At 56.7% G+C, this 17,821-nt stretch carries 18 protein-coding genes; 1 reads left to right on the forward strand and 17 read right to left on the reverse strand.

Annotated features, from left to right (window positions below; translation table 11 throughout):
* Positions 1–322: 322 nt before the first annotated feature.
* On the reverse strand, positions 323–544 hold the full coding sequence (locus A6070_RS07735; RefSeq protein WP_201257952.1) for a hypothetical protein: 222 nt from the start codon (positions 542–544) through the stop codon (positions 323–325).
* A gap of 147 nt (positions 545–691) precedes the next feature.
* Between A6070_RS07735 and A6070_RS07740 the strand changes: the two genes are divergently transcribed.
* Positions 692–1,627, forward strand: a complete 936-nt coding sequence (locus tag A6070_RS07740; protein ID WP_201257953.1) for an ATP-binding protein — start codon at positions 692–694, stop codon at positions 1,625–1,627.
* 55 nt (positions 1,628–1,682) lie between these two features.
* On the opposite strand, the gene A6070_RS07745 is transcribed toward A6070_RS07740, so the two are convergent.
* The 16 genes from A6070_RS07745 to A6070_RS07820 all read right to left on the reverse strand — a co-directional run bounded on the left by A6070_RS07745 (position 1,683) and on the right by A6070_RS07820 (position 17,816).
* A complete protein-coding gene (locus A6070_RS07745; RefSeq protein ID WP_072287779.1) occupies positions 1,683–2,468 on the reverse strand; it encodes a hypothetical protein in 786 nt (261 codons plus the stop codon).
* 144 nt (positions 2,469–2,612) lie between these two features.
* Entirely contained in the window at positions 2,613–3,701 is a 1,089-nt protein-coding gene (locus A6070_RS07750) for a virulence RhuM family protein (RefSeq protein ID WP_072287780.1), read from the reverse strand.
* Complete coding sequence (locus tag A6070_RS07755) at positions 3,698–4,288, reverse strand: plasmid pRiA4b ORF-3 family protein (protein ID WP_072287781.1); 591 nt, start codon at positions 4,286–4,288, stop codon at positions 3,698–3,700. The genes A6070_RS07750 and A6070_RS07755 overlap by 4 nt, the downstream gene beginning before the upstream one ends.
* Positions 4,289–4,390: 102 nt before the next feature.
* Entirely contained in the window at positions 4,391–5,368 is a 978-nt protein-coding gene (locus A6070_RS07760; protein ID WP_072287782.1) for a calcium/sodium antiporter, read from the reverse strand.
* An 86-nt stretch (positions 5,369–5,454) separates the two neighbouring features.
* Positions 5,455–6,630, reverse strand: coding sequence for a DUF3322 domain-containing protein (locus tag A6070_RS07765; RefSeq protein ID WP_027370097.1), 1,176 nt, complete (start codon positions 6,628–6,630; stop codon positions 5,455–5,457).
* Complete coding sequence (locus A6070_RS07770) at positions 6,627–9,992, reverse strand: ATP-binding protein (RefSeq protein WP_072287784.1); 3,366 nt, start codon at positions 9,990–9,992, stop codon at positions 6,627–6,629. Before A6070_RS07770 ends, A6070_RS07765 begins: the two co-directional genes overlap by 4 nt.
* Entirely contained in the window at positions 9,985–10,614 is a 630-nt protein-coding gene (locus A6070_RS07775) for a DUF4194 domain-containing protein (RefSeq protein ID WP_027370100.1), read from the reverse strand. The genes A6070_RS07770 and A6070_RS07775 overlap by 8 nt, the downstream gene beginning before the upstream one ends.
* Positions 10,611–12,059: a DUF3375 domain-containing protein gene (locus A6070_RS07780; RefSeq protein ID WP_027370101.1), complete on the reverse strand. Its 1,449-nt coding sequence runs from the start codon at positions 12,057–12,059 to the stop codon at positions 10,611–10,613. The genes A6070_RS07775 and A6070_RS07780 overlap by 4 nt, the downstream gene beginning before the upstream one ends.
* A 15-nt stretch (positions 12,060–12,074) precedes the next feature.
* Positions 12,075–13,085 (reverse strand): Fic family protein, encoded by a 1,011-nt coding sequence (locus A6070_RS07785; RefSeq protein WP_072287785.1) that lies wholly within the window; start codon positions 13,083–13,085, stop codon positions 12,075–12,077.
* An 11-nt stretch (positions 13,086–13,096) separates the two neighbouring features.
* Positions 13,097–13,282, reverse strand: a complete 186-nt coding sequence (locus tag A6070_RS07790; RefSeq protein WP_027370103.1) for a hypothetical protein — start codon at positions 13,280–13,282, stop codon at positions 13,097–13,099.
* Positions 13,279–13,851 (reverse strand): AAA family ATPase, encoded by a 573-nt coding sequence (locus tag A6070_RS07795; protein WP_027370104.1) that lies wholly within the window; start codon positions 13,849–13,851, stop codon positions 13,279–13,281. The genes A6070_RS07790 and A6070_RS07795 overlap by 4 nt, the downstream gene beginning before the upstream one ends.
* 180 nt (positions 13,852–14,031) lie before the next feature.
* Positions 14,032–16,431, reverse strand: coding sequence for a DNA/RNA helicase domain-containing protein (locus A6070_RS07800; RefSeq protein ID WP_027370105.1), 2,400 nt, complete (start codon positions 16,429–16,431; stop codon positions 14,032–14,034).
* Positions 16,432–16,460: 29 nt separating this feature from the next.
* The gene (locus A6070_RS07805) at positions 16,461–16,823 is read right to left on the reverse strand and encodes a nucleotide pyrophosphohydrolase (protein ID WP_072288192.1); all 363 of its coding nucleotides are present in this window, start codon (positions 16,821–16,823) and stop codon (positions 16,461–16,463) included.
* Between the two features lie 56 nt (positions 16,824–16,879).
* Complete coding sequence (locus A6070_RS07810) at positions 16,880–17,089, reverse strand: helix-turn-helix domain-containing protein (RefSeq protein ID WP_027370107.1); 210 nt, start codon at positions 17,087–17,089, stop codon at positions 16,880–16,882.
* Positions 17,086–17,415 (reverse strand): hypothetical protein, encoded by a 330-nt coding sequence (locus A6070_RS07815; RefSeq protein WP_034621716.1) that lies wholly within the window; start codon positions 17,413–17,415, stop codon positions 17,086–17,088. Before A6070_RS07815 ends, A6070_RS07810 begins: the two co-directional genes overlap by 4 nt.
* Positions 17,412–17,816: a GxxExxY protein gene (locus tag A6070_RS07820; protein ID WP_072287786.1), complete on the reverse strand. Its 405-nt coding sequence runs from the start codon at positions 17,814–17,816 to the stop codon at positions 17,412–17,414. Before A6070_RS07820 ends, A6070_RS07815 begins: the two co-directional genes overlap by 4 nt.
* Positions 17,817–17,821: the final 5 nt, after the last annotated feature.

The following is a 17,821-nucleotide window of genomic DNA, read 5'->3' on the forward strand; positions in this document are numbered from 1 at the left end:
ACCGATTGCCGGGTTGCGTTCGCTTTCAGGCTGAACGGGACACTTTCCACGATAGGCTTCACAGCACACAAGCGCATAACGCCGAGAAATGGAGGGTGCGTCGACCTGGCACAAAACAGTCTTAAAGCCTCCGCGCCCTGTAACTCCGTGGTAATAAAAACCGAAATCATCTCGTACAACCACTTCCCGGCAACCTGACCAGAGAAACGTATTTCTCTCCTGATTTCCCGGCACCGGGATCATAGGCTCCACGCTCTGTCAGTATCCGGGCTAGCAGCAGCGCCATTTCCGAATCATCCGCCGGCTGACCGGCAATAGTGTTTCATGCGCCGCCAGCGGCCAGTTCCCGCACGCCATCTGGGTAGCTGCGGGGTATCTCCTCGGTCGACTGGAACTCGACCAGGCTGAAGAGACCGTCTCCGGCAAGCTGGCCCACATCAACCGTGTCTGGCTCGATTACTACCACACCCAGCGACCCCACCAGGGCCCGGGCAACAACGTCATCTCCGCCGATTTCCGGCGTACTTCCGCAGGATCCAATCAAACGACAGCGGCATCGTCGTCTGGCACGATCGGAAAGCGGCGTAAACAGCGCTTCCTCCTATGTAACATCCGTGCCTGTTTTCTGCAAAGCGGGATTGTTTCCCGAAAAGATTTCGGACGGCGGTTCGGTTCCCGAAAGCGGAATCGAATGAAATCGAACAGAATCGCCTGCCGGTTCAACAAACCATTTGCTTTTTCCGGCACGCCAAGCATGAATGACAGCGGTTGCCAAAGTGAACTGGGAGCACCGGGCCATGTTTTGTTCACAGAGTTCCTCGACGGCAAGGGCATCGAGAGCGCCGGTCCCTTATCCACCAAACAGCGGCTGACCATCCAGAAGGCGTTCGAGGACTATTGGCAGGTCGGCGGCTTCCCCGGCGCGAACGGCCTCGACCAATTGCAGAGCATCAAGATCCCTCAGACCAACTGGAACACCAACATCGGCCGCCACAACATCTCCCACCCTCGGGCGGTGATCGATCTGGCCCACTGGCTGGTGGACAACACCGGCTCTTTCTATGTCGTCAGCCACCTGACCGGCTACCTGAAATCCCTCGGTCACCGGGTGCGCAAAAGCTCGGTGGTCGATTGGCTCGTCGCGTTCGAGGATGCCGGGCTGCTGTTCAGCGTGAACATCTTTTCCAACTCGTCGATCCGCATCAGCGTCAATCCCTGTAATGCCTACTCTACCGACCACGCCATGGTATCCTCGGTCAGCTCCGGCATCCTCAGCAGCCGCAACAGCCTGCTGAAGAATCTGTTGTTCACCAAGCTGCGCCGGGTGACCCCTGAGATTTTCTATTTCAAAACCAAGACGGACCGGGAGGTGGATCTTGTCGCGCTGCTGCCGTCAGTGCCGGGACAAAAACGAACCATACTGCTGGTTCAGGTTTGCGCCTCCCTGGCCGATCACCGCGTCAGGCAGAGCGAAATTCGCTCCCTCTCCGAAGCTATGGTCGAGCTGGCGGTGGCGGAGGGGACCATCGTCACCTGGCGCACCGATGAGACTATCCCCGTGGGCTTCGGCACCATCCAGGTGGTGCCGGTCTGGCGGTTTCTGTTGGAGATGGACTCACGAACCTAAAATAGCGGCTCGTCTTATTTTAGATTCGTGCTGCTTCCTAAAATAATCTATCGCGTCACATCACGCCGAGAATCCATCCTTCGACTTGGGCAACGGGGTATTCACCGGGAAGCATGTCCGGCTTGAGAAATTTGCCGAGGCTGCCATCCGTATCCACCTGCCGCAGCCAGGCTGCAGCAACGTAGGCATCGTGCTGGTCGGGCGTACGGTCCTCCCGTGGAGTGCTCTTGCTCCATAGGGACGGGTAGACCTCCACCAGCGCGGATTTACCCGCAGGAATTTCCCAGCCGTCGAAGGGCCAGAAGTGGACCCGCTCACAGAGCTGATTGCGCAGATACCGAAGCCAGGGCAATCCGGCATGGGTCGATTTGGCCACCGAACCGGGTACGTCGAAGTGAAAGACCGACTTAGCCCCGGCCCGCTCCTCGGTTATCCGCCGCCAGCGGGCGCTGCCGGAACGGGCCTCGCCCTCGCCCCTTGAACCGTGGCGAATGAAATCGACGTAGGTATGTTCGGCATCGGTCGGCCAGTGCTTCTGGAAATCATCAAGGAAGGTCGGCCAATCCGGCTCCAGGTGGTGAACCTCGAAATACCGCAGGGGAAAGGAAAAACCGTGGTCGATACCAACGATGGTCGGCACATCCTCGGATAGCTGCTCCGCCAGCCATTCCGCCAGGCCGCGCCGGGTCCAGTACTTGCGGGGGCTTGGCGGCGGCTCCACTTCCACCGGCATAGACTCGCGGCTCGCCTCGTAAACCCGAAGTCCCTTCAGACTGGAATCCGGGGTTTCCGCGCCGGAGTAGTCGATGCCGATATAGCGTTGGAACGCAGGATGCGTCATAAACTTACTTCCAGAAATTTACTTGATCGGTTACCTGGTCGGTACTTGATCGGTGAGCGAGGGCATGTCGCAAGCCGTGTCGCGAGTTTGTCGCAAGTTTCACCCCCCCAAGTCACCCCTCAAGTCAGCCCCCAAGTGGCCGCCTTATTCTTCCTCCGTTTTTTCCTCTCCGGCGGATTCGATCTGCTTTACCATTCGGTCGAAATCACTTTCAAACAACCGGTCCTGCACGATGCGGTATTTTTCGTATTCGCTTTCGGCATGGGTTTTGGCCAGCTCGGCAGATACCTTTCCAGCGTCCTGAAGAATCTCCCGGTCCCAGAGTTTCAGGAAGCCCGCCAACCGTTTTTCCCAGTCTTCCATGGTCATGGGGATTTTGCGCATGGCCTGAAGCTCGGCCATGTCGAGGTAGGCGGAGACGATGCGCTGCATCTGGGCCAGTTCGAACTCGGAGAGATAGTTCTTGGCGATGGCGACATCGTATTGATGGATTTTCCCGTGGGGCGCACCTTCCCAATGGGTCAGGCCCATGTTTTCCTTGCGGTGATCGGCGCGGACTACAATCACCTCCGCCGCTGTCTGACCGTGGATGGCGTAGTGCATCTTGTTCTGCACGGCGGCGAAAAACCGCTTGGTGGCCGTGGCGGTCCGGTCGTAATCAAGCGCGGTGGCGTAGATGTCGGTGATCTTCTGGTAGAACTTGCGCTCGGAAAGCCGGATCTCCCGGATTTTTTCCAGTTGGCGCTCAAAGAACTCATCCGTCAGGTTGCCGCCGCGTTTGAGGCGTTCCACATCCATGGTCCAGCCCTGGATGGTGTAATCCTTGACGATCTGGTTGGCCCATTTGCGAAACTGCACCGCCCGCTCATTCTCGATCTTGAAACCGATGGCGATGATGGCCTGGAGGTTGTAGTGCTCAACCTCGCGCCGAACTTCCCGGCTGCCCTCGGTTTGAACTATTAAGTATCGCTTAACAGTTGCCTCCCTCGTCAGTTCATTGTCGGCAAAAATGCGCTTCAGGTGCTGGTTGATGGCGGGCACCGAAACATCGTAGAGGGTCGCCATCATCTTCTGGGTCAGCCAGATATTTTCGTCCTCGTAGCGCATTTCCACGCTGGCTTCCGATCCTCCCCCAGCCGCGACAAAGGTCAGATATTCGGCTGCCGAGGAGCGAACAATGGCCGTCTCTTTTTTATGAGGCTTCTGTATTTCTTTATCCTTATTTTTTTTCATTCGATTCCTCCCCAGCGTTGAAACCTGTCCCGAGACCAGCGGAGGTATTTCATCAACTCCCAGTTGATCGATTCGGCATCAAATCGCTCACTGTCAAAGTTGCCCCCGGACCATTCCGTATAGCTTTCGTGTTCCTCGTGGTTCGGATCTTTCAGGGCATTTAAGAATTCGAAGTAACCGGGCACCCCGCCCAAATCTTCTGGTGGGCAGGCTCGCTGACCATCAAGGCAGGCCAGTTCAGTTCTCAGTTCAGGATTGAAATAGCGGCTTTCCTCAAGAACAAGTTCATGCTCCCAGCCGTCTCCGAAATCATACAGATAGCGGAAAGTGCGCCCTTTCTGCTTGATCAGATCCCCGAGACGATACCTGCCGCATGCCAGCCCGTCTTCTTTCGATTCAGGGTATTCCGTGTATCGTTTGTTCCCGATGGTAAACTCGTGCAGATGGCTGTCGGTCCAGCCCATGACAATCTGGATGACATCGTGCAGCCGGTCCAACGTGATGCTGGCGGGCACAACAAAACGACGCCAGATTGATGGTTCGATGTCAAGCAGCTGTATTTTCAGCAGATAAAATCGCTCGTTCATTTCTTCACCTCATATTTTGACCAGAAGCTTCGTTTGCGACCATGTGCTTCTTTGATCTGCGCTTTGAAATCTTCGTGATGATTAAAACGGAATCGAATTGGCCTATGCCTGCCCGCCAAAAACCGTGCTGATCAGGTAGACCGTATAGCCCATGTAACAGACCAGCAGCACCGCGCCCTCGATGCGGTTGATACGTCCTGGTCCCCGGAATCCATAGCCGATCACGAATAGCGACAGGGTCAGTGCGGCCATGACCAGCATGTCCCGATTGAAGACTTCCGGCCCCACCGCCAGCGGATGAATCGTACCGGCGATCCCCACCACCGCCAGGGTGTTGAACAGGTTGGAGCCGAGAATATTACCGAGACCAATATCGTGTTCGCCCTTTCTGGCTGCAATGATTGAAGAGGCCAGTTCCGGTAGCGAGGTGCCGACCGCAACGATGGTCAGGCCGATGATCAGGTCGCTGACCCCGAACCCATGAGCGATCTCCACCGCGCCCCAGACCAGGATGCGGGAGCTGACAATCAAAAGCGCCAGCCCCACCACCAGCCAGAAGACCGCACGGCGGATGGGCATGGCGCGAACGTCCAGTTCCTGCTCCATCTCGCTTCCCAGCGCATCCTCCTTTTTCCGCAACCCCTGCCAGATGGTCCAGGCCATCAGGCCGCCGAACACGGTCAGCAACACGTTGGCATCAAGCCGGGTGATTTTGCCATCCCAGAGTTGCCAGGCCGCCAGGGCGGTCACCACCGTGAGGATGGGCAGTTCCCTGCGCAGAACCTGCGAATGGACGGCGATGGGGCTGATCAAGGCCGTCACCCCCAGGATCAGGGCGATGTTGGTGATGTTCGAGCCGTAGGCGTTCCCCAGCGCGATGCCCGGATTGCCCTGCGAGGCGGCCAGTGCCGACACCACCATCTCCGGCGCAGATGTACCGAACCCAACAATCACCATGCCGATCAAGAGCGGCGGCATGCCGAAATGGCGAGCGGTGGAGGCCGATCCCTCCACAAAGCGGTCAGCGCTCCAGACAAGAAGCGCCAAACCAAAGATTACGGCAATAAAGGCAAGGGGCATGAGTCGCCTTTCGGTTGTTCCAGAGACAGAAATTTAGACAAAAAACGACACCGTTGAACTGTTAAGAATTCGTTGACAGTTGCGATTCATAGCCCCTGGAGAACATCACGCAGAAAGTTAAACCCAATCCTCTCCTGCTCGAGGCGAACTCGCTCCCCCCAATGGTTCTGGCGCAACTGATCAAAAAGAGCGCTTTCCTCGGAGTTCAACCGCGTAAGAGTTCCTGTTTCAGGCTGCGTTTCAACTCCCCAGAGTGTCCTGTGGGCATGGAGTGTCTGCAGGTCCATGAGAAAAGACACGACATGAGGCAAGAACCCGCGCAATTGATTGAGAATAGCAAAACCGTGGGTATCGATGTCCCCCCAATAGTAGATTTCCTTTTCGTGCAGCCAGGATGCGGCTGCGAGACTGTCAAATCCGTATCCCGCCCCAAAGATCACCATCGCATCAGGGACAGCCGGAAAAGCCAGGAAATTGATCTCATTTTCAGTGATGAACACTTTCGATACCGGCAAAACAAGTGAAGCGAAGGCTGCCTGTGTCAGGGTGATATCCTGATCGGCTTCCACTGGCAGCAGCCGGACATTCGAGTCCAGCATCCGAAAACGCACCCGTGACGGTTTATCCAGAAAACCATAACGACGACAGAACCCGCCGACGCCCGTGTGATTCCTATCAATAGAATCCTCCGGCAGCACGAGATCGAGCAATTCCGCCAGAACGCTGCGATGCCTTTCAACCAACTTGGTATGGACACCCGGCAGATCGATCTGACGCAGATAAATCGCGGGGCGGGGATGTTTCGCCAACCAGCCGACAATATCCAATAATCGCGGCCAGTCTTCGGCCAACTCCAAGGCACGTAGCGGCCGCCTTGTCAGCCAGGGGAGCAATTCAGGCTGTTTGTCTCTGGTCAGTTCAACCAGCGCAGCAAACTGATCTGCTGCCCGGCGTTTACCGAGAAGTCCAAGAGCGTCCGAAAGCTGGTCGATCCAGATTGCCGCCGGGATTTCATTGTTTCCAAGAACGCGATGGTTGACGCTGCGCCATTCAATTCGATAGGGACCGGCGGCTGAGGACAATTGGGCGATCCAATCCCGCACCTCGGGAAACCGTTCGCTCAGTTCACGGGAGTCAGGGCCTTTGAGGGTCAGACGCCGAGGGAAGAGCGACTCTTCGCCAGCCACTGAGGCGAGCAGCAAACCGCGATCCCAAAGCTTTTGCACCTGAGTTTTGAGATCAGCCGAGGTCGTCCACCTCATCCTTGCATCCTTTGCTTCTCGGCCCGATATTCCTCAATGCTCAGGTTGCGCAGGACAGAGTTGCGGCCGTCTTCATTGTGCACAAACCCGACACCGGCGACAAAAGGCTCGATGATATGGATTTTCTGCAACGGCGTGACGATCAGCAGTTGCAGATTGAGCTGCGCGAACAACTGCAAGCCATACTGGGCCGATTCATCGGAACCGCGCCCGAACGCCTCGTCGATCACCACGAAACGGAAGGAACGGGAGCGTACCTCACCCCATTCCAGACCAAATTGATAGGCTAGGCTGGCGGCCAGGACGGTGTAGGCGAGCTTCTCCTTCTGGCCACCCGATTTACCACCCGAATCCGCATAATGCTCATGCTCGGCGTTGTCCTCACGCCAGCGTTCACTGGCGGCGAATACGAACCAGTTGCGCACATCGGTCACCTTGGCCGTCCAGCGCCGATCCATATCCGAGTGTTCATCCCGTCCCCGGAACCGCTCAATGATTCGCTTCACCAGGAGGAATTTTGCCTCCGAATACTGCACATCCTCCGAGCCGGTGAGCGCACCTTCGGTACAGGTACGCAACTCGGTCTGGAAATCACGGATGTCGGCGTCGAGATTCATCTGTGCTTCGAGACTGATATAACGGCCCGGGTTGTAATCAATCTGGGTGAGCGATTCGTTGATCCGGGCGATGCGCTCCTTGATGGTTTCCCGTTCGCGTGCCAGCTGGGATTGAAAATTCGCCACCTCTCGGATGGTGTTCTCGTTCAGGAGTTCCTTGAAACGTCCTTCAAACCGGGGCAAGTCATCGGCCTGCAGTTGATCCAGCATGGATCTGTATTCGGAAGCGGCAGCCAGGTTGGCATCGACATCTCCTGTCTCCAGCTTCCACATCCCTTTATATTCAGTCATGGCCTTAACGATCTTTTCGGACAGGCGCTTGATCTTCGAATCTTCAGCGTCGATCCTGGCCTGCAGCCAGTCACGCATGTCGCGCTCGCGATTGTCGCAAGATTCGACTGTCAGCATTTGACCACCAAGCGCCTCCTCACGCATCGCTTCCAGTAGGTCAAATCTCTGAACAATATCTTCTGTTATTTCAGCTAAAAGAGCTTGGGCTTGTTGCTGCAGCTCTTGCGCAGCACTGATTTTTTGTTCGGTTTTCGAACGTTTATCTTTCCGTCCATCAAGCTGAATCTCCGTTTCTTTCAACTCCCCTTCGAGCGCGGCCAATTGTGACGTCAGAGTCTTGAGCAGATCGGAGGCCGCTTCCAGCTCACGTTTCTCGGCTTCCAACCTGGCAATGACAACCGCCACGGGTTTCCAGTCGAGATCACGAAAGTCGGTATACTCACCCAGCTTCGAGAGGACCGAGAGGCGCTCCTTGGAGGCGGTCTGTTCCTTCTGCAGCGTGCTGATGCGATCGGCAAGGTCGGCAAGATGTATTTCCTGCCGCTTGGCGACTTTTTCCAACGCAGCGATTTTTTCGACGTTGCTCCAACCAAGGACATAACGCCGGCGATCATCTATTCGATGCCGGTCATCCTTTTCATGCCGCTCCCCGGGAGCTTTGATCTGTCCGGCCCTGGTAATGGCACGGGTCTCGCGGCGAAATTGATCCTGGTTCTCACAGCAGGCCAGATCAAAACGGTGGGCCACCTCCCGTTCGATCCAGTCATAAAAGGGCGAATCGGGCTTGACTTGCAGCTTGCGCACCAGTGAGTCGGGATGGAGCAATGGCAACTCGCCCCGCACCCCTTCCCGCACCCGGAAATAAACCAGCCTCCCCCGCAGGTGGGTTTGGTCAACCCACTGCGCCACCTTGGCGTAATGCCGATCCGGAACCAGCAGAGACAAGCCAAAGCCGTGAAGCAGCCTTTCGATGGCGCCTTCCCAGTCACGCTCGTCCTCGCGCACCTGCAGCAATTCACCGGCAAACGGCATTTCCTCTTCGGAAAGAGCAAGCGCCTGACAGAGGGAACGCCGCATGGCAATCTGTTTTTCGTCGATATTGCTAACCCGGGCTTTCAACCCCGTGATTTCAGTTTGCAGCTGATCGTATTCATCCTTTCCCTGTTTGAACAAGACGCCTGCCTCATTGAGATCGTTCTGTGTACGAACTTCGGTTTCTTCTGTCGTTTCGCGCCACTTGGCGGCTTCAGACCGTTGACGCAGAAATTCTTCTCCAGTCGCGGCGGGGGATTGCCCCAAGGCGCGTACCAGCTTCTCATAGCGGGATGCTTTCAGCTTCCTACGTTCCAGTTCATCCTGTTTTTGAAGAATCTCCTGACCGATGCTTTCAATACGGTCACCACCATTTTCCGCGATGGTACGGCGCAGTTCACGCTCCTGCCCCTGCTGGGCACGACGCTGCTCCTCCAGCCGCAGGGTGGCGACTTGATGCCGGGTCAACTCTTCATTCAGCGAGGTGAGTCGTTTCTCCAGGAGATCGAGTTTCAGGGTGGCGAACCATGGCCGCAGGGCATCACGGCAAGCTCGCAGATTATCCGCCGTCTGCGCCAACTCCCGATGTCGCTCGCAATCGGCCACCAGAGGCGTAAGCATCTCCACCTGGCGTTTGGCCTTGAGAACCGCCTCGTGAGCTCGGTTGAGATCCTCGAAGTGGCCGATCAGGGCGGAGATACGTGGCGCGACATCAAAGGGCTCAAGCATGTGGCTGCGCACGAAGTCGGTCAGGTTGCCGACCGACTTGAGCGACACGGTCTGGTGGAATAGATCCAACGCCTGTTCGTTATCAATGCCGAAACGACGGCGGAACCAGGAACCGTAGGGCGGAAAGCTGTCGAACAACTCGACACCACCTGACCGCAGCTGTTTGCGAAGACCGACCATCTCGCTGCCGAATCCGGAAAAATCTGCCGAAATGGACAGATCGCGTTCACAGACCGCATACAGACGAGCCGGTTGCGTATTGGCCTCTTTCATCCAGAAGACCTGCGCCAAGGTGACTGTCTTGTTGTAGCCAGCGTTATGGAAAACGCCGAGGATCACCGAATAACTGTTGAAGTCGCGCAGTGCGACCGGCTTGGCGCTGCCCAGGGTTTCCTGCCGCTCCGACTTGTAAAACCCGAGCACATAGGACTTAAGCGAACGTTCGCGGCTGTCGGCCCCGGCCGCCTTGTTGTAGGCAACTCGATGACTCGGCACCAGCAGGGTGGTGACGGCGTCGACCAAGGTCGATTTTCCGGAACCGATATCCCCGGTGAGAAGACCGTTTTTTCCGCCTAGACGCAGAGTCCAGACCCTCCCGTCAAAGGTTCCCCAGTTAAAAACCTCGAGTCGTTGCAGGCGAAAACCGGCCAGCCGGTCATCTGCCATGAATTCCAATTCGAGCGCTTCAGCCATCCATCCCCTCCAGCGGTTGCGCAAGCTGCTGTCGATATTCCGCCAATCGTTGGTCAAAATCGGCGAGCCACTGCGCATCGACAAACGCCTTAATAATGCGCCGCACCTCAATCATCTGCCCCTGCCCACGCAAGCGGCGGATAAAGCCGAGCTCGGCAATCCTGTTCAAGGTAGCATCGACCTGATCGATGAGTTTCACCTCGTTGCTGCCCGCCGGTAGAAAAATCCGGATCAATTCCACCACTTCATCCCGGGAAAGAATCAGACGCGTATCGCCGCCACCAGCGTCGAACTCGGCCAATTTTTTCCGCAAGAGCGCAAGCAGCAAACTGACCTGATAGGAGAGCTGCCGCCGGGCAACCAGGCGCGGCATGACAGCCTGACTGTCCTCATCCTGCCGGGAACGTAAAAAAGCGTAGCCTTCCGCCTCGTCGAGCATCAGATCCAGACCAAGAACCGCGACGTAATCCCGAACGCTCGCTTGCAAATTCAGCAGCGAGCCCCACAATCCCGGGTTATCCTCCTGATAGAGCACCCCCTTGAGCAGAGGCACCACCACGGACGAGAGTTCGTGGGTCGGCTTAGTCGAATGGCTGGGGTTGGTATCGGCGACAATCATCATCGGTCCCTCAGCAAAATAATACGCGGCAAGGTCGCCTGGCGCATGACGCCAGTTTCCAGCTGCCAGCTCACCTGTTCCTGCACCTCATCGTCCACGGCCGTTTTGGGCCATTCTCCGGCCAGCTGCAGATAGGCAACCAGTTCGGCCAAACCGTGACGCAACGGATGGCGAGTCACCACTTCTGCGAGGCTGATCTGGCTGCGCCCCTGGAGTTCCTGCCGAATATTCCGGGTCAACTCGGCCCGGTCAACCACCACTTGGGCATAGAGAGCCGCCGTATCCACATCCGCATCCCCTTCGTCCAACGCCATCTCGTCAATGAGGGGCTTGAGCGGCGGCCGATAGAGAGGTCGCTCCAGGGGAAGTTCAACCGTTGCGGAGGTCTCGGCCAAACGCATGAAATCCCCCGATGGAAACTCCTCGCGCAACGCCAGCGCATGGTTTTCGACGCTGTGCAGGATGTCCATGATGCGGCGGTTCTCCAGCCAGGCCTGATCATCGAGAAATCGCCGCAGCTGCTCGGAAAGCTTCGCCACCGTCCGCTGGGTGTGTTCACCTGCTTCCAGCCAGTCGTAATGTACGCGCTGCAGACGAGTTTCGGGATGCATGGACTGGATCGGCGGAAGGGACAAAACCTGTTCCAACAGGTGGGTCAATTCTTCCTGACGGGACTGGGACATCAGAAAATCCCAGAAGGAGCGAAAGCTCTTCCCCTGATCTGAATCGGCGATGGCATCGCGCTCGCCCATGATCTCTTCGAGCAGTGCCCCTTTTGCTCCCTCCCAAAGGGCAATGCGTTCGCGCACCCGTCGGTCAAGCGTGCGAAAATTGTGCTCCACCTCGCGAAAGTCGGTCAGCAGCTCCCGAGCCAGCTGCAAAAACTGTTGAAAGCGATCCTTCAGACCGGTATCGTCCAGAAGCGGAATATCACCCGCCAGAATGCGGGCGATCTCCGCGTCGATATCGTTGCGGCGTTTTTGCAGTTCGGCGATGCGTACTTGTGGGTCAGTCTGGCTCCCTTCACTCATCTGCCGCAGCAGCTCGAACAGAGTCAGCAAGCGGGATTCCGTACCGACAAAGGCGCGCTCGGTCAGACCTTCCAGCCAGGCCAAGGCCTTTTCCGTCGCGGGAGTCAGGTCAAAGTGCGGTTCGTCCGTCCCGACAAGATAAAATTTCCGCAGCCACCCCTTGTCGTTTTCGGCCCAGTCGTTGAGATAGCTTTGCGCGGTTCCGGGAAAGGCCTCAGCCCCCAGCTGCTCACGCAGAGCGAAAAGCTCATCTTCTAACGCCTCGGCCAGGTCTGCCTGAGACAAATTGCGGACATTGGGCACGATGAACACCCGGTGCAGAAAACCGGCCACCAGCGGCGCGTAATGTGCGCACAACAACCGCCACGCAGGGTGGTTCTGGCGGAGCAGCTCTAAAGTAACGTAGTCCAGTGCCATATCTTCCCCCCGGTTTTATCCATCGCCATGCTGCACAAGCCACTGGCGACCCTTGTCGGTGAGGCTGTATTTCTGCAAGCGGCTGTTGGGCTTGTCGGGAATGGTCATTTCGATCAGGCCGTCGGCCAGGGCCGGTTTGAGGTAGCGCTCGCGGAAGGATTTGCGGTCCGAAAGCCCCAGGGCGGATTGCAGTGCCTCGCGGCCCATCTCGCCCCGGATCGCCGCCAGCAGCTCGCCGACTTGGGGGGTGACTTGAGGGCTGACTTGGGGGGCTGTGCTGGTCACCGTATCCAGGATCATCCGCAGCATGAAGGCGATGAAGGGCGCGGAGTCGGTCTTGTGGGTGCTTTCTTGAATAGCCTGGTAGTACTCGGCCTGATTCTCAAAGATCAGGCTTTCCACCGGGATATCGGCGAACAGGGGATTCCAGCGGGCCAGGATCAGGCTCTGCCACAGCCGACCCATGCGGCCGTTGCCGTCGGCGAAGGGGTGGATGAATTCGAATTCGTAGTGAAAGACCGAGCTGGCGATGAGCGGATGGGCGTCAGTGGCGGCCAGCCAGTCGAACAGGTCACTCTTCAGATGAGGCACCCGGTCGGCGGGCGGGGCCATGTGAATCACCTGCTGGCCTGCCATCACGCCAACGCCGCCGTGCCGATACACTCCTGCCTCGTCGATCAGACCGGACATCAGAATCCGGTGCGCTTCCAGCAGATCCTTTTCCGATGAGGGTTTCCAGGTGTCGAAACGGTCGTAGGCAGCCAGGGCGTTTTTCACCTCCTGCACCTCGCGGGGCGGGGCGATGACCCGTTTGCCCTCCAGAATCGCGGTGATCTGCGCCTCGCTCAGGGTGTTGCCTTCGATGGCCAGCGAACCGCGAATGGTGCGGATGCGATTAATGTGCCGCAGCCGCAATGCTCTCGCCTGATCGGTGAGCACGGTCAGCCGCCCGATGGCCTCGCTGATCGCGGCGACCCGGTTAAGGATATCGGCGGTGATGGTGTAGGGTGGCTGGTAGACATTCATAGTCACACCCTTCACTGGGCGTTGTCGTTCGAGCCCGGTGCATCCTCGCCCTTAACGACGGGCTTGCCATCTTGCCAGGTGACGGCGTACTGACCCAAACGCCGTTTCTTCTCCAGCGTCTTGCCGACGGCCTGGCGGAGTGTTTCCAACTGTCGCTGCCCTTCCGGGGAGGGCGTGCTTTTGCGTTTTGTGTTCATCCTTGGGCCTCCTCAAGCAGAAGCTGATAGTAGTCATCATGCACAATCTCACGCTCACTACGGCGCTGTTCAAAGACCAGCACCGGGCTTTCCCCGTCGTTCATGAAGCAGGTGCAGCTATCGACCCGGTGGCTGAAGTCGTTCAGCAGATGGCTCAGGCTGCGTGGAAAACGCCGCTCGATATCCGCCACCGGAATGTTGTGCCCGCCGTGGGCGACTCGTTCGGCCACGCGCAGCTTGGACATCTCGAAACTCGGCAGGGCCAGAAAGATCAGCTCCACCCGCCAGCCGTCGGTATGCAGCCGCTCGACTAGGCGCAGGTAGGTGCGCCCCGCCAGAGTGGTTTCAAAGGCGAAATCCTCGCGGGCGGCGATGCGCTGCTCGATCTCCCGCAGAAAGAGACGGCTGGCAGCCAGCAACTCCCGCTCCGGTGCGAGTGGCGAGAGACCGGCGGCGATCAAGTCTGCGTTGATGAAATGAGTGCAGCCCGCCACCTGGGGCAGATACTCCAGGGCGAAAGTGGTTTTACCTGCGCCGTTGGGTCCGGCGATGATCCAGCAGGTGGGCATTATCTTCTTCCCTTCCATCTCTTCCATTGTTGAAATCCCTCGCTGATAGCAACAACTCGGTTCAGCATCTGGGGGGTAATGGTACGGAACGGCTGATATATCCTTGCATACTTGAATTTGCGCTATCTGTATGGTGACGAATCACTCGAAACTTTCCCATGCAGGCGTGACGCTAAAGGTTCACCCAAGCACAGCCACCAACTCCCCAATCACCCGCAAATCGTCCGCCTGCTCCTCATTCAAAACAATCGGCTCATAGCCCGGAAGATAACTGTCCGGTCGAAGAATGATCGACGTGTGCCGCCACGTGCCATCATCCTGAATCTCCTTGGTGCTTTCATAAATCTTGACGGTGTAGTGGCAACTGGTATCGGTGTCGGCAATCTCCCGGTGCGAAGCCAGGACGACCTTGCCGTTCCGTGAGCCCCCTTTTTCTTCACGGAACAGGCACCATGCGCCGTACGGGATGCGCCGGTTCATCGACTCCCCAACCACTTGAGCCACAAACAGTCCCTTCCGTGGCCGGAATTCTTCCGGCAGCTCCACCCAGTCGCACCCGTCCATCTGCTGCTCGTTGCTGAAACCTCCGGCGGCGACCTTGAGGTCGTAGAGTGGCACACAATTCACATAAGGCCTTGCTTCTTCCGAACCCAGCCGGCGAAACGGCAGGTCCACAGCTTCTTCGTGTGAAGGCAGAATCGATTTCTCGATTATCGACTCTGCTGCTGGTCCAAATTGCAGCCGCTCAGCGAAGTACCTGCGCGTTTCGTCATCGACAAAATAGACGTAACACCCTTTCTGTCCACGGGTCATGAGGGTACGGTAAGTATTTTTTATGATGGCATCGATCCTTAATACTCCCCCATCAGGAACTTCCTTGACCAGTTTCTTCCACCCCTGGATCGATTTATCCATTTTCGAACGCTCGGCTGGCCGGGTCTCTACTTTACCTTCACGAACAACAAAGTCCGGGCCAACGATGACGCCTATGTAGTCCACCTCTAATCCCTGGCAGGTGTGGATGCACCCCACCTCGCTGACGGAGTCGGGTTTGATGATCCACGCCTGTCCGTCCGTTTCCAGGTTCCAAGTCGCCTTGTAGTCTCCGATTACGATGTCCTTCAGCAGCGGTTTCTTCTTGCTGATCCAGTCCCAGCAGTAGCCGGCTACCATCCGTGCCTTGTTGTTTTTGTTCTTGGCCTTTATGAGGTCGTGTAACTCTGATGGGGTGTCGATGATGCGAAAATCATATTCACGGATATCCAGGACTTCGTTGGCCGTCCTCCGGATCTGCAGGTTGTTGTCGAGCCAAGCCAGGTAGCCGTTGGAGCCGTTGCAGCGGAACTGGGACTCCAGACTCATCTCGACAACTTCAGCCCCAAGCTTCTTTGCCCAGTTGCGGATCGCTTCTTTGTCGCCAATATCTTTCAACGTGACCTTCTGGTCTTCATCGATGAAGAACACACTCAATTTGCTGGCATTGATGATCTCCTTGATCTGGTTTTCACCCAGGTGGCTGAACATGCCGGATTTCTCGTTCAAGCGATGCGCCTCGTCCACAATAAGGCAATCGAACGCATTGGGCGCAACTGCGTGGTATGAGCCGGAACCGGAGAACATGTTGGAAATATGCGTCTTCCGGAAATGACCGATGAGCTTTGCCTCATATACGAGCCGGGGGGCCGAGTTTCGGGAGACGTACTGGACAACGAATTCCCGTTCCGTGAGCGCCACAAGGAGGTTGATCGCCAAAACCGACTTGCCAGTGCCTGGTCCACCCTCGACGATCAAGACCTTTTTGGTATGCTCGGAAGCCTGCTCTGCCAGTCGTTTCGCCTTCTCGAACACCACTTTCTGGTCATCGATCAAAACGAATTCCCGGTTCCCTTTAAGCATCGACGCTAGTTCGTCGGCCAGTTTCTTGGAAGGTTTAATCTTCCCGTGTTCGATCCGGTACATGATCCGGGTCGAATCGCCGTATTTGACGTGGGTCTTAATGAACTGCTGGAGTTTCAGGGCATCGGGCTTGAGGAAGATCGGGGCACGTTTGATGTGATCGCTGTAGAAGGGATGGGTGATCACGCCATCGTCATCGTAGTTGTGCAGATAGGCACATGGGAAGAGCCCTATTTGTTCTTCCTGAACGGTCTGGTTAAAATCTTCAAGAAGACGCTTGTAAGACCAGGCTTGGTAGGAGGGATGGAGGACCTCGGTAGAGCCATGCTTGAACCGGGTGATGACGACTGCGTCACTTTGAGTTAATTCCGTCTTCTGCCACTGTTTCAGTTCTACGAGGACGGCCGATTCACGCTGGTCTCTGCCCCTCCCGGTCAGGATAAAGTCGATACGTTTTGAGGTCTGCGGGAGGTGGTACTCGATGGCGACGCCTGCATCATGGGGGATCTCGTCGTCATTGAGCACTCGATCCATATACTGCAGCGAGTGCATCCACGACTCGATTTCTGCTCTACCGGTGCTTCTCCCTGTTGCATTCCGGAATGCGTCAAAGATAATGCCGCCGATGTCATTGGTCATGACATCTTCTTTGAACCTAGCTTTTGTAGCGGAATAAACGATCAATGTTGGCCCCTCGGAATGCAGATATTGATCTACAACTTCGTGTACTTGGTGTTTTTCCCTTTCGCCTTTTCTACAGGATATTTCTTCTCACTCTTTTCGATCTTCCGAAGTAGAGCTTTGGTCAGATCAACCTCAAACCTTTGGGAAAACCGCAGCAAGAAAAAGAGGACATCGGCCAGCTCATCCTCAATATCACCTTTGACCTGCTGGTTGTCCAGCAACGCCATCGCCTGTTCGTCCGTTTGAAAGCGAAAATGCTCTAACAACTCCGACGCCTCGGTAATAACACCGATGGCCAGATCCTTAGGGCCGTGGAACTGATCCCAGTCGCGGGCTTCGCAGAATATTCGGACAATATCGGCTAAGTCCTGTAGTGATCGTTGCTTTTCCATATTCAAACTCCTGCCAAAAGAGAACTTTGACCTGGCGGCCTTCTCAGTGAAAACCATTAGATTAGCTCCCCCTTTTTCTTTTTCTGCACACAAAACTGCTCGAACTGCCGCTGCGCCAGCTTCGAGGGAATGGTTTTGCCGTTCTCCCAGCGGTTGACCGTGGCGAAGCTCACCCCGAGGGCGTGGGCCAACTCCTCCTGGGAGAGCGCCAACTGCCGCCGCACCTCCTTGACCGTTTCAGGAAAGTTTTCGGGTTGGCGGATCATGGCCATTGGACATCTCCCGCTGATTGAACCAGGCGCAGCAGGCCGGGCGCGACGTTCCACTGGTGGCCATCGTCCGTGGCGACGCTGATGGTCTTCTTGTTAAGGCGCAGCACCCTGCCTTCCAGCATCCGGCCGTCAGGGGATTGGAAGCCGACTCGATCGCCCCTGGTGAAGCTGGTCATCAACGTGGTGGCGCGGGCTTGGGAAATGAGCTTGAGCCGCTCGACGATCAGCCGGTTGAGAAAGAGCAGATCTTCCTCCTTCAACCGCTTGATCGCCTCGACGGCGGAGACGCGGTCGACGATCTTGACGCTGCCGGGCTTCATGGCTGATCCTCCTGTTGGTGCACGCGAAGGCGCGAAGACGCGAAGTTGATGTGTTTGTTGGCGACGCGTTGCAGGCCATTCTTCAGAAGTGATGCGCCAAAGTTGATGAGCAGTCCGAGGGGCAGGTTCATCAGGCGCAGGTAGGTCAGTAGCTGTTTGGGATGAACCGGGTGGATGTTTTCGACTGATTTCAGCTCAACGATCAGCTGACCATCGACCAGCAAACCCAGCCTAAAACCTTCATCGAGTGAAACACCCTGATACTGAATAGGAACCGGCTTCTGCCTCTCGACAGACAGGCCACGCTTTTCCAACATTTTGGACAGAATCGCCTCATAGGCCGATTCCAGCAACCCCGGCCCGAGATCACGGTGAAGTTGCAATGCCGCATCGACTACCATCGCGG

The organism is Syntrophotalea acetylenica (assembly GCF_001888165.1).
Lineage (GTDB): Bacteria > Desulfobacterota > Desulfuromonadia > Desulfuromonadales > Syntrophotaleaceae > Syntrophotalea > Syntrophotalea acetylenica.